Below are 12,991 nucleotides of genomic sequence, written 5' to 3' on the forward strand. Positions count from 1 at the left end.
CTTTACCCGGGAAGAGCCGCATCCGCAGCTACCGGCTCTTCCCGGGTAAAGTACCGCGCCCAAGCGACCGGATAACAGCCGATGTCGTACAGCGCGCCGCCGCCCCAGTCTTTGCGCCAGCGGCTGCTGACCTCGTCGGCCACAAGCGAAAAGCGCCCGTAAAAACGGGCCCATTGCCCGATCGCGCCTTCCCCGATCCAATCGCGCATCTGCTCGAATCCGGGGTAATACTTCCACACAAAAGCTTCCCGGACCAGCACGTTATGCTTTTGGGCAGCTTCGGCAATCGCTTTGGCCTCGCTCCCGCTTAAAGAAAACGGTTTTTCCAGCAGTACGTGCTTTCCGGCTTCGCACGCTTTCACCGCCCATTCTTTATGCAGATGATTGAGTAATGCGATGTACACCGCATCAATCTCGGGATCGCGCAATAAAGCCTCGTAGCTTTCATAAGTATGAGGCACACCGAAGCGCTCGGCAGCAGAACGCCCGTTCTCTTCCGTTCTTCCGGCTACTCCGTACCACATTCCGTTTGCCGCTTCTTTTAACGCTACACCGGCTTTGCCTATAATCCGGCCCGTACCCAGAACTCCCCATTTGATTCGATCTGACATCGATTTCCCCGTCCTTTCGACCTATTTCCCGGGAAATGGATATCGATCGCCATTATTCGATCCAAGCGACCACTTGATTCAATTTCTCCACTTCCGCAGGGCTGATCTTTAATGTCAAGGTTGGCACCCCGGTCCCTCCATATATGTACGGGTAGCGATAAAGACGCCGGTCCATAATGCAAGGCAGCGGTATTCCGACTAAAGGTATGGCGCCCACCAAAAAACCTGTAATTGTTTCCACTTCTTGGGGCTTCGCCATTTTTAGACCGGGACGACCCAGCCGCTTCGATAGGTCTTCCAAGTCCACCCGTCTCCGCTCCCCGGAAACGATCATCAGCCAATACTGCTCGCCAGACCGAAGGACTAATGCGGGCGCGGTTTGCCCGGGCTCGATCCCGAAATATTCAGCGCCTTCCTCGGCCGAGCGAATGGGCCGTTCATGAGTCAAAAGCTCGAAACGAGCCTGACGTTCCTCTAAAAATGCCGTTATCCGGTTCACGTATGTTTTCCCCCTATACTGATAACGTCACGAATTCCGTTTATGCCAAAAGAAAAGGAGGCCGCGATGTCTGCTGCCTCCTCCCTGCTGCGTAAGCTATCCTTTTTTCCCTGCCGAAGTGACCAGTTTGTAGCCGACGCCGCGAATCGATTCGATCTGCACCGACTGCTGGTTCATTTCCAGCTTTTTGCGGAGGGAACTGACGTGCACGTCCACCGTCCGCTGACCGCCGATATAGTCGAAGCCCCAGACGATGTTCATCAGATCGTCCCGCGTAACGACGACGCCCGGCCGCTGCACGAGATACAGCAGCACTTCGAACTCCTTCGGACGAAGCGGAATCGATTCTCCGCCGAGCAGTACCTCGTATTTTTCGGGATAAATATACAGGTCGCCCGCGGTGATCACCTTCTCCCCGCTTCCGGGCTTATCCTGCAGGCCGTCATCGGCCGTCGTCCGCCGCAGCACGGCGGATACCCGGGCCAGCAGCTCCGCGACGCCGAACGGCTTCGTAATATAATCGTCGGCTCCGTATTTGAGCCCCTGTACCACTTCTTCTTCGGCATTGCGGGCGGTCAGGATGATGACCGGCGTTTTGTTTCCTTTTTGCCGGAGCTTGGATAAAATCTCAAAGCCGTTCATCCCGGGAAGCATGATGTCCAGAACGATGAGATCGAACTGATGCTGCAGCGCTGCCTGCAATCCGTCGCTTCCGTGATCGACCACTTTGGTTTCGTAGCCTTCTTGCGTAAGATTATAAGACAGCAGCCTCGCTAGCGTAGGCTCGTCCTCAATAACCAAAATTTTTTGCGGCATGTTACTCCCCCGGACATTCATTCTATATCTAAAGCTTAACATAGCCTATATTTATTGACAAACGGTAAATGTTTTTTTGGCCCAATCGGTCTGCGTTCAGTGAATCATCGGCAAATCGATCTCGAACTTCGTCCCCACGCCGACCTCGCTATCCACCCGAATTGTGCCCTTGTGAAGCTCCACCAGATGCTTGACGATCGACAGCCCGAGTCCCGTGCCCCCGGAGCTGCGGGAACGCGCCTTGTCCACCCGGTAAAACCGCTCGAAGATGCGCGGCAGGTCCTTCTTCGGAATGCCGATACCGGTATCCGCAATCGTGAACCGGACCTTGTCGTCCGCCGCCTCCGACGTTCCGCCCAGCAGCTGCTCGACCTTCACTTTCACTTTGCCGCCCTCCGGCGTATAGTTGATCCCGTTCGACAGCAGGTTGATCAAAATTTGCCGCAGCCGGTCCTCGTCCGCTTCCATATAAATGTCTTCGGGCACCTGCATGTCCAGCTCGATCGATTTCTTCGCCGCCTCCGTCCGCATCACGTTGACGCAATGATCGACGAACGTTTCCAGATGCACCGGCGAGAACTGCAGCGGAATGCGCTTCGATTCGATTTTGGACAGCTCCAGAATGTCCCCGATCAACCGGTTGAGCCGCTCGCTCTCGTCGAAAATGATCTGGAGAAACGACCGCGCCGTTTCCTTGTCGTTCAGCGCCCCGGCCAGCAGCGTTTCGGCGAAACCTTTGACAGCGGCGATCGGCGTCTTCAGCTCATGGGACACGTTGGCGACGAATTCGCTGCGCATCCGCTCCAGCCGCCGGACGGCGGTGATATCGTGCAGTACGATGAGAAGCCCCGTCCATTCCTTGCTCGAATCCGAGATCGGACTCAGGTTAATCTCCAGAATCCGCTCGCTGGGGTAGTAGAAAATCATTTCGTCCCGGATATGCTCGCGAACTTCGATACATTCCTGAATCATCTGGGTGAACTCGAACTGCTGTTTCGCCTGATCGAACTTCTTCCCCAAGAGTTCTTGTGCAGAAAAGCCGAGAATGTCTTCGGCCGAACGGTTCAGAAGCACGATCTTGCCTTCCCGGTCGATCATCATGACGCCGCTGATCATGTTCTCCAGCACGCTCTTGAGCCGGTTCTCGTCCTCCAGAATGCGATTCATCTGCAGCTGCAGACTGTCCGCCATCCGGTTGATCGCATGACCCAGCTGCCCGATCTCGTCTTTTTTGTTAAGCCGGACGCGGTACTTGTAATTCATGTCCGTAATCTGCTGCGCGACGCTCGTGATCAGCTCGATCGGCCGCGTAATGCCGTAGGCGACGCGGTAGCTGATCAGGCCGGCCAGCAGGAACACCGCCAGCAGCCCGCCGAGCAGAACGTACCATACTTTGCGGATCGACTGCTCGACCTCCGCCAGACTCATCGCGAGCCGCAGATAGCCTTCGGTCTTGTCCCCCATCTGTACCGGAATCGCGACGTAGAGCATGTTTTGACCGATCGTGCTGCTGTAGCGCTTCGCGTAGCCGACTTTCCCCGAGCTTGCCGCAGCTTCGATTTCTTCGCGGTGCAGGTGATTCTCCATCTCCGCCGGATTGGAGTCCGAATCGGCCAATACCTTGCCGTCCCCGCGGATATACGTGACCCGGGCGTCGGCAAACTGCTTCAGCCTGACGGCCCGTTCCGAGAACTCCTTCATCAGCTCCGGCTCCGACCCCCGATGGCTCCAATCCATCGTCGAGAGGATGATTCGCAGCTCCCGCTCCATATTCGTTTTCAGCGAGTCGATATACGATTGTTGCAGCATTTGGGCCATGAACAAACCGGCCATCAGCACGGAAGCGCCGATCAAAGCGATAAAAATCAAGGTCAACCGGGCGCGGAACATCTTCATAAGGTGCGTTTTCCCTCCAAGCAAGGTGCGCGGGCGTCAAAGTCCCGACAAACGTTTTTACTCAATATCGTACTTGTTCGGCCGGCGGAGCGCCAGTTAATTTTGTGTAAAGGGACGAGCGCCAATATTTTTTCATCAACCAATGATTGAGCGTGGCCATCGGCTGTTGGATCAAAATCGACAGAACGACGGGCACCGCGGTCAGCGGCTCAAAATAAGCGAGCGCCAGCACCAGCCCGAGCGAAATGTTGCGCATGCCGGACGAATACGTAATGGCGATGACCAGATCGGGCTTGCGCAGCCAAACCGAGCCTGCGAAGCCGATCAGATAGGACAAGATCACCAGCAGCACGACCAGCGGAATCACGACGATCATATCGCTCTTCATCTGCGCCACATACGGCTCGATCGCCGCCGCATTGATCATGACCACGACCGCCAGCGCCAGCTTGGAGGTCGGTCCACAGACGGGAGCCGACCATCTCTTGAAGCGCTGCTTGGACAGCTCGTTCATGAGCACGCCGAGGATCGTCGGCACCACGATGATTTTGACCAAATCCAGCATCACCTTCGTATGGTCGAACGCGATCGCTTCGCCGAAGAACAGCTCCACTGCGGCGGGAATGACGAACGGGCTGAGGGCCGAATCGATCACGATCATCGCCAGAGCGAGCGGCACATGCCCTTTGGACAATCCAACCCAGATGACGGACGATACCCCGAGGGGGATGATCGCAAACAGGACGAACCCGACCACATAAGGCGATTCCGCGCCGAAAGCGGTCCGGGCGATCGCATAACCGAGCGCCGGCGCCACGACATGCGACAGCACGAACGTCAGCTCCATCGGCAGCGGCATCCGGAACGCTTCGCGGATTTGGCCGAAGCTGCAGCCGGTTGCCATGACGAAAGTCAAATAGGCGAACAGCAGCGGCACCGCCGCCGTCCAGCTATTCATATAATGAGACAAAAGAAACCCCAGTATCAACGATACCGGGACAATGACGGACAAATATTTTTCTATCCAGGCGTTCAGCCTGACACCGAATGATCCCATGGCCGGGCTTTACACGAAGACCGGTTCTTTGAACTGGGCCAGCTTCTCGCGAGACTCCTGCTCGACGTCGGCGTGCAAGCTGTTGCCGTGAGAATCCATGGTAACGATGGCCGCAAAGCCTTCGGTTTGAAGATGCCACATCGCTTCCGGAATGCCGAATTCCAAGAAGTCGACGCCTTCCACTTTCTTAAAGCATTCCGCATAGTATTGGGCTGCGCCGCCGATGGCGTTCAGGTACACCGCGCCGTGCTCCTGCAGCGCTTTGAGCGTTTTGGCGCCCATGCCGCCTTTGCCGATGACCGCACGAATGCCGAATTTCTTAATAATGTCGCCTTGGTAAGGCTCCTCGCGGATGCTGGTCGTCGGGCCTGCCGCTTTCACGACCCAGTTCCCTTCAGCATCCTTGGCCATAACCGGTCCGCAGTGATAAATCACCGCGCCGTTCAGATCTATCGGAGAATCGTGATCCATCAAATATTTGTGCAGCGCGTCGCGGCCCGTATGCATAGGCCCGTTGATAATCACGACGTCGCCGACGCGGAGCTGGCGGATCTGCTCCTCGGAGATCGGCGTCTGCAGCACGACTTCGCGGCGCTCGCCCGCTTCGGACGCAGCGGCCGGCTCGTCCTTCTGCATCGGCAGCTCTTCACCCTTGCGGTATGCCCACTTCGTGATCGCGCCCGTTGCCGGATCGAGCAGTACGCCCTGCCGGCGGAACGCCCAGCAGTTGTACGCGACGGAGACGAAGAAGCTCGCCGGCAGCCGGTTCATGACGCCGACCTTGCAGCCGAGCAGCGTCACTTGACCGCCGAAGCCCATCGTCCCGATGCCGAGCTTGTTGGCGTTGTCCATAATGTAGTCTTCCAGCTTGCGGAGCTCATCGTTCGGATTGACGTCGTCCGCCGCCCGGAACAACTGGTGCTTCGCCAGCTCGTAGCCGGTCGTCCGGTCGCCGCCGATGCCTACGCCGATGAACCCGGCGCTACAGCCTTGGCCTTGCGCTTGATAGACCGCATGCAGGATGCATTTGCGGATGCCGTCGAGGTCGCGGCCCGCTTTGCCGAGGCCTTCGAGCTCGGTCGGCAGGCTGTATTGAATGTTCTTATTTTCACAGCCGCCGCCCTTGAGGATCAGCTTCGCTTCGATTTCGTTCCGTTCCCACTGCTCGAAGTGGATGACCGGGGTGCCCGGACCGATGTTGTCCCCGCTGTTCGCGCCGGTCAGCGAATCGACGGAGTTGGTCCGCAGCTTGCTGTCCTTCGTCGCTTGGGCAACGGCGGCGATGATCTGCTTCTTCATCTCGATCTGGTTCGCACCGACCGGACAATGTACGATAAACGTCGGCATTCCCGTATCCTGACAGATCGGCGATACGTTGCACTCCGCCATCCGGATGTTGTCTGCAATCGTGGACAGCGAAAGCGCGGAGCGCGTACCCGCATCCTCCCGGGCACGGGCGGCCTGAATCGCTTCCCGGACGTCGGCCGGAAGGTTCGTGGACGTTTCGACGATCAATTGGTAGATGCTCTCTTGAAAATGCTGCATGATGGCAAAGACTCCTTTCGTTTTTCGCAAAAACGATACTTGATAACATGGAAACGCATAAATCTATAATAGCATATTCGGACGGGGACCAACACCGCGTTTTTACGCTATTCCGAAGGGGAGGAAAGCCCGTTTCACAGGGTGCGGCTTTACAAAACATTATTTTTTGATAAAAACGCTTTCTTGAAGGAAACAAAAGCAGGTTTGTCGAATAATGCAGAAAAAAACGAGTAGGTCTATTTAACCAAGTCCGAAGGAGTTAAGAACTACGATGAGAAAGCTGGTCCTCCAAACCGTCCTCGTGGCCTTCCTTGGCCTCGGCCTCATCTTCCAGCCGCTGAGTGCGGCCAAAAGCACTGTCCTTTATAAAGATCAGGTCGCGGTGATCATCTACCACCACATCGATGACGACGCCAAGAGCGGCGGGACGATCACCGCACAGCTCCTCAAGGATCAATTGACCTTTCTCAAAAGCAAAGGGTACCAGTTCATCACGCTGAAGCAATTCAAGGCTTACATGGAAGGAGCGCCGGTTCCGAACAACGCGGTGCTTGTGACGTTCGACGACGGATATGAAAGCTTCTACGTCAACGCCTATCCCCTCTTGAAGCAGATGCGCGTCCCCGCGGTCAATTTCGTCATCACGGGCGATTTGGAAAATCCGCTCGCCAGCTATATTCCGTCCATGTCGCGGGACGATATTATCGAAATGACGAGCGATACCAATTTCACCGATTTTCAGTGCCACAGCCATCATTTTCATTATAAGCTGCCGGGTGGCGGCGCCGCCTTGATCAGCCGGCTCGTGAAAGACGGCGCCAAAGAAACGGAGGAACAGTACGGACAGCGCGTCGTCGGCGATACGAAAGCCTGCGTCGGCGCGCTAAGCGAGCTGTATGAGGGGCCGGTCGATTCGTACGCTTACCCCTTCGGCATATACGACAAGACGGCGCTGGAGCATATCCGGCAGGGCGGCATCAAATATGCGTTCACCGTCGTCCCGGAGATGGCGACCCGCGAGGTGGACCGGCTGCAAATTCCGCGGATCGACGCCGGGAACAGCGGGGTATCGCCGGAGCGGCTGCATCAAGCGATCCTGCGGCGCGTCGTCGCCCCGATGCCGCCGACGAGCGAAGTGCCGCTGGCCGAGACGGTCGGCGCATTCGGCGGCAAGGTCGCGCAGTCCCATGACGGGACCGTGCAGATCGGCTTCGGCGCCCGTAGCTGGAGCGGCGCGGCAGACAGCACGAAACTGATCGCGCCGGACGGCCGAACGTTGACGCTTCACAAACCGCTGACATGGAAAAACAATAAAATCTTCATCACTCTGAAAGATTTAGAACAGGCGGTCGGAGGACAAATCGTGTATAATCCAAATGTACAAAGCTTCGCCTTGCGCCAAACGATCGATACGAAGCCCTGACCGGATGTACGCATGAAGCCGAAGCTGAATTCATAACTTAGGATGATGATCGATGGAAAGTCATTTTTTAGCCTATTTGTACCGGCTGCGGTATATCGAGCGCTGGAGCCTCATGCGGAACGTGCTGAAGGAAAACGTCGCCGAGCACTCTTTTCACGTCTCGATCCTGACCCATGTGCTTTGTACGATTGCCAACGAGGTGTACGGCAAGCAGGTGCCGACGGACCGCGTCGTCAGTATGGCGCTGTTCCACGACGCGACGGAGGTATTCACGGGAGACATTCCGACGCCGGTGAAGCACCATAATCCGAAAATTCTTTCCAACTTCCGCGAGATCGAGCAACTTGCCGCCGAGCGTCTGCTGGACATGGTTCCGGAACCGCTGCGACATGTGTACGACCCGCTGATCGTTGCGAAGAAGGATGCCGATCCCGAGCTGAAAAAATACGTCAAGGGCGCCGATCTTCTGGACGCCTATCTCAAATGCGTATCCGAGCTGTCCGCCGGCAACCGCGAATTCGCGATGGCGAAGAAGCAGATCGAGCAATCGATTGAGGAGATGAACATGCCCGAGATGGACTACTTCCTTCAGCATTTGGCCCCGAGCTTGGAGAAGACGCTCGACGAACTATAGCCCTAACGAAAAAGCAGTCCGACGCATTTCACCCGCGCTGGACTGCTTTTCTCCTATCTTTCGATCCCTTTCCTGTCATAACAAGCAGCCGCAGCCCGTAGTATAGTAAAGACAAGTAGCCGGGGGCCGTCTCCTTAGTCAAACAGGGAGTTGCATGCAATCACCAGAAGGATCCCCCCGCTGATCAACGTGCCGAATTGTCCCAAGGTGAAGGCCCCGATGCGGACCCCCGCCACTTTCCGGCCTATCGCGACGCCGATCCAGATCGTAATAAAGCTTCCTTGTGCAGCCGTAAGCGAGATGGCGAGCGGCGACAAATTCATCAGCCCTGCGCTCAGACCGTTCGTGACGGCATTCGCCGAAAGCGCGATACCCAGAACAACCGATTCGCCGATCCCGATGGAGCCGGATTGATCCTTGTCGGCTTTCTCGGGATGCTGCAGAAGACCTTTTAACGATGAGCCGTCGGACCGGTCTTCCTTCTCCTCGGTCGTCATCGCTTGCTTTCGCGGCATCGCCAGCAGCACGATGCGCAGCCCGATGACCGTCAAGACGAAGGCTCCGACCACAACAGGAAGAATTCCCGGAAGCACCTCCGAAAGCCACTGTCCGAATAATATCCCCGTTTCGCTGAACAGAAAACAAATCATGGCGATGATCAGATTCGACAACACGCCGACGCGGATTCCCCGGATCCCATACGATAGCCCGACACCCAAATTATCCAGACTCGACGAGACGGCAAAACCTACAATTAACAGCCATGTCATGCTGCTTCACTCCTTTGCGCTTTATATTGGCATCATATTGAGAATTCGGCAAAAACGTGCCTATCCGTCTCAACAATGTTGAGCATTTTTCAATATGCTTACTCAACACAAGCCATCAGGAGGAATAACCGATGTCCGACAAGAAAAAAGAACCGGAGCTGGGCGCAACCTTAAAATCGCTGTTAAAAGGCCGCTCTTTATCCATGCGCAAGCTGAGCCTGCTTACCGGAATCGATACGGCGACGATCTCGCGCATCGCCAACGGAAAGCAGCAGGCGAGGCCCGACCACCTGCAGCAGTTCGCCGTCCATCTCGGCGTTCCGACGGAGCAGCTGTTTCAAGCGGCCGGGTTCGACGTCGGTTCCCGCCAGTCAGAGCAAGCCTCGGATATTTACGCCTCCGTCGAAAGCATCAAGGATGTTCTTCTATCGTCCAATTTATTCGACCAGCAGTTTACCACCGAGCTTGTCGGCAAGGAATTGAGCAAATACGAGCAATATGCCATGACCGAGGAAGGACAGCGGATCATCGTCGGCGATTTCCGTACGAAAGTGGAAAGCGTCAACGGCGCCGGGCCTTTTATCGACGAGCTGCGGCAATTGTATGAGCTGTACTGCCGGGAGGATACGACGCCGGAGAGGCGCGCGATCGCCGGAAGCGCCCTGCTTTACTTTATTTTGTCGGCGGATATTATCCCCGATTATGTCTTTCCCTTGGGGTATCTGGACGATGCCATCGCCGTGCAGATTGTCACCGGCCGGCTATCGCAAACGGCGGATAAAATCGAACCTTAACCATCGGTCCTGTTTCGCATATTATCTTACAACCGGAGGAACCAGACTGGCGGTTTTTCGTAAGCGATCCGGTTACTTTCGTACTGCTCCAGCCGCTCTAGCTTCCCTCTGGAGAAGTCCTTCCGGGGACGTGGACAATTCTTGCATCATTTCTTCAACCGTGCATTCGGATACTCTCAACAGGCGCTCGGAGATTTGGTATTTCCAAGCTTCGCTATTCGTTTTGTTTATTTTCATTCTCATGTTCGGTTCCTCCGCTACCGTAAAAAATTGAAAAAAGGGTGCCCCTCAGCCATTTTCATGGCTTTTGGGACACCCTCTTCGATAGTTCCTGTTCTACCCATTGGCATCTTTCGATATTTGTCAACCCTTTTTTATCGGTGTGCGATGCGGATCAATTCATCATGCGGGCCAGCAGGGTCACAAACTCTGCCCGCGTCGCTTGGCTCTCCGGACGGAACGTCCCGTCGGGGAAGCCTGTAATCCAGCCTTCCGCTTTTAGCTGCTTCAAAATGCCTACTCCCCAATCCGTCTCTTTTACATCTGCAAAAGGCGACGTTCCTCTCTGCTTCCCGCTCATCTTCATGCTTCTTGCCATCATGGCTGCCATTTCCATACGGGTAAGGTACCGGTCCGGGGCCAACGATCCGTCGGGATAACCGTCGATGATCTCCGCTTGGGCGGCTTTGGCGATGAACGGGTATGCCCAATGACCGGGTCCAAAATCCGTATAGCTGACTTCTTTTTGCTTCGTCAGCTTCAGCCCGCGGACCAACACGGCCGCCGCCTCCGCCCGCGTGATCGGTCGATCCGGCATGAACCGGTAATGCTCGTACCCGTCGATGATTTTCCGGTCGGACGCCAGCTTGATCACCGCCTCGGCCCAGTGCCCTTTGATGTCGGCGTATCCGCCAACCAACGGCTTAACCTCGGCTTTAAGCTCGTAGAACCGGTCATCGAATGCCGCGTCCGCCGTTAACCGGATGTAATAAACGCCCGGCTGCCAAAGCTGGCTGAGCAGCGCCTCCGACGTGCCGTCCGGATTCGTGACCGAGTCGATCGGCTTGAGCGTGCCGTTATAGGCGGACATCGTCATCCGTATGTTCTGCGGAATGCCGGATAAACGAAGCTCGATCAGGCTTTCCTCGTCGATGTTCAGAGAAAACCAGTTTGCGCCGCCGCTCTTGTCCAGCAGCCCTTGATACTTCGTTCCGGGCTGCATAGCCGTAGCCGAGTACGGCTTATCGTGCGGACCGTTCGGATCGAGCAGCTTGGGCTTGTATTGGATCGCAAGCGTGTACTCGCCCGTAATGGGAGGGAGATAACCCTCGGCATTGCTGACGCGGATGTAATAATCGCCCGGATAGACGTCCGTCTCCGGAAAATATTCGGGCTCCCCTTCGCCGCCTTCGTCGATCGTCTTGCCCTTTTCCCCTCTCTTTTGAACGAACAGCACCGGGTCCATCCGGTTCGTATCGACGGATAACCGGACGCTGAGCTTGCCCGTTTGCGTAACCGGGAGCATGTACCAATCCTGGTCGTTGTTCCGGTGAAACGTTCCTTTCAAGGTCTGACTTTGCGCCGGAAGCACGTAGGCCTTGTACTGCTTGCCGTTATCGGCATAGGCATCCTTATAAATTTCAAAGGAGGTCGTAAGCTTGAATTCCAGCTTGTGCTTGGCAGAGGCGTTTTTGAGCTGCAGCTTCAAGTAGCTTTTTCCTTTCTTCACCGGCATCGTGACCGGCCCCGCTGCACTTAAGGAATAATCCTTAACGCCCCCTCCGGCATCCGTATGCGTAACGGCTACCTCTTCCTTCGGGTCCAATTCCAGCTCCAGCTTGACGCTTCCGTCGTAAGGCGCCTCGAAGGTAAACCAGTTCGGATCGCTCCCGTTCTCAAACGAACCGCTAATCGTCTTGCTTACCGAGATGGGGATGGCCTGCTCCTTCCGATCGTTCCGCTTGTACATATGCTCCGAATAGGGATCCTTCAGAACGCGGTCGGCGCGCAGCAGGCCGTAGCCGGTCCCGGGACTCCAGCCGGTCCCGCTGAGGTCCTCGGCCGTTTGCCGGAGCAAGCTGCGAATTTGATACGGCTTCATCCAAGGATATTTGGCCCAGGCCAGAGCGCAAACCGCCGCAACCTGAGGCGCCGCCATGGAGGTGCCGTCCTTGTGTTCGTATCTCCCGCCGATTCCCGTCGTAAAAACGTCCCACGGCGCCACCAGATCGACCTCGGGACCGCTGTTGGACAGCTTATGCGCCTTCTTGTCCGCCGCCATGCCGCCGACGGCCAGAACGGTAGGATACGCCGCCGGGTATTTGACGGTGTTTCCCTCGTTGCCGGTGGCGGCGACGAGCAGCACCCCCTTCGCCTCGGCATAGCGCACGATTTCGCTCATGTAGTCCGAATACTTGTTTAAGCCGAGCGACAGCACGACGATTTTGGCCCCGTGATCGACGGCGTAGCGGATACCCTCGCCCAATTTGGCTTCGCTGCCCGTGCCGTCGTTCTCTACCGCCTTCACCGGCATCAGCTTGGCCTTCCACAAAATGCCGGCGATGCCTTTATCGTTGTTGGCTGCGGCACCGATGATTCCGGCGACATTCGTGCCGTGTCCGTTGTCGTCACGCGGCGGCTGCCCAGGCTCGATCAAGTTGATTCCTTTCACCAAATTCGGCGTCAAATCTGGATGGTTCAAATCGACGCCCGTATCCACGATCGCAATCACGATCGAGTCGTTTCCGGTCGCAACGTCCCAAGCCTCGCTCATATGAATTTGCTGCAAATAGGCTTGCTTCTCCACCAACGGGTCGGTCGGGTAAGCCGAGATCTGCACATCCCTCGCTTCCTCGGCCGCCGCTATGGAAGGAAACGGAACCAAGGATGACCATAGAAGTAAAAGGCAGAGAATGACGATGGTGTTCCATTTTTTATCAAGCATCG

11 protein-coding genes are annotated in these 12,991 nt (G+C 56.3%); 3 read left to right on the plus strand and 8 right to left on the minus strand.

From position 1 onward, the window contains the following. Nucleotides 1-2: 2 nt before the first annotated feature. The 6 genes from QJ48_RS26580 to QJ48_RS26605 form a co-directional block, all read right to left on the minus strand. A complete protein-coding gene (locus QJ48_RS26580; RefSeq protein ID WP_054976416.1) occupies nt 3-611 on the minus strand; it encodes a Gfo/Idh/MocA family protein in 609 nt (202 codons plus the stop codon). Between the two features lie 52 nt (nt 612-663). Beyond that, nucleotides 664-1,110 carry an aminoacyl-tRNA deacylase gene (locus QJ48_RS26585; protein WP_054976417.1) on the minus strand — a complete coding sequence of 149 codons (447 nt, stop codon included), beginning with the start codon at nt 1,108-1,110 and terminating at the stop codon, nt 664-666. Nucleotides 1,111-1,206: 96 nt separating this feature from the next. Next, complete coding sequence (locus QJ48_RS26590; protein ID WP_054976418.1) at nt 1,207-1,926, minus strand: response regulator transcription factor; 720 nt, start codon at nt 1,924-1,926, stop codon at nt 1,207-1,209. A 96-nt stretch (nt 1,927-2,022) separates the two neighbouring features. Beyond that, on the minus strand, nt 2,023-3,822 hold the full coding sequence (gene pnpS, locus QJ48_RS26595; RefSeq protein WP_054976419.1) for a two-component system histidine kinase PnpS: 1,800 nt from the start codon (nt 3,820-3,822) through the stop codon (nt 2,023-2,025). Between the two features lie 61 nt (nt 3,823-3,883). Continuing rightward, nucleotides 3,884-4,879 (minus strand): bile acid:sodium symporter family protein, encoded by a 996-nt coding sequence (locus tag QJ48_RS26600; protein WP_054976420.1) that lies wholly within the window; start codon nt 4,877-4,879, stop codon nt 3,884-3,886. A 9-nt stretch (nt 4,880-4,888) separates the two neighbouring features. After that, the gene (locus QJ48_RS26605) at nt 4,889-6,424 is read right to left on the minus strand and encodes a fumarate hydratase (RefSeq protein ID WP_054976421.1); all 1,536 of its coding nucleotides are present in this window, start codon (nt 6,422-6,424) and stop codon (nt 4,889-4,891) included. Nucleotides 6,425-6,695: 271 nt separating this feature from the next. Between QJ48_RS26605 and QJ48_RS26610 the strand changes: the two genes are divergently transcribed. Further along, nucleotides 6,696-7,847: a polysaccharide deacetylase family protein gene (locus tag QJ48_RS26610; RefSeq protein WP_063858173.1), complete on the plus strand. Its 1,152-nt coding sequence runs from the start codon at nt 6,696-6,698 to the stop codon at nt 7,845-7,847. A gap of 52 nt (nt 7,848-7,899) precedes the next feature. Beyond that, nucleotides 7,900-8,481: a 5'-deoxynucleotidase gene (yfbR, locus tag QJ48_RS26615; RefSeq protein WP_054976422.1), complete on the plus strand. Its 582-nt coding sequence runs from the start codon at nt 7,900-7,902 to the stop codon at nt 8,479-8,481. A gap of 134 nt (nt 8,482-8,615) precedes the next feature. Here yfbR and ytaF read toward each other — a convergent pair whose 3' ends face one another. Beyond that, the gene (ytaF, locus tag QJ48_RS26620; RefSeq protein WP_054976423.1) at nt 8,616-9,251 is read right to left on the minus strand and encodes a sporulation membrane protein YtaF; all 636 of its coding nucleotides are present in this window, start codon (nt 9,249-9,251) and stop codon (nt 8,616-8,618) included. 131 nt (nt 9,252-9,382) lie between these two features. On the opposite strand from ytaF, the gene QJ48_RS26625 reads away from it, so the two are divergent. Then, nucleotides 9,383-10,045, plus strand: a complete 663-nt coding sequence (locus QJ48_RS26625; protein ID WP_054976424.1) for a DUF1232 domain-containing protein — start codon at nt 9,383-9,385, stop codon at nt 10,043-10,045. Between the two features lie 394 nt (nt 10,046-10,439). Here QJ48_RS26625 and QJ48_RS26630 read toward each other — a convergent pair whose 3' ends face one another. Next, complete coding sequence (locus tag QJ48_RS26630; RefSeq protein WP_237763069.1) at nt 10,440-12,989, minus strand: S8 family serine peptidase; 2,550 nt, start codon at nt 12,987-12,989, stop codon at nt 10,440-10,442. Between the last annotated feature and the right edge of the window lie 2 nt (nt 12,990-12,991).

Source organism: Paenibacillus sp. A3 (assembly GCF_001399685.1).
In the GTDB taxonomy this organism is placed as follows: domain Bacteria; phylum Bacillota; class Bacilli; order Paenibacillales; family NBRC-103111; genus Paenibacillus_G.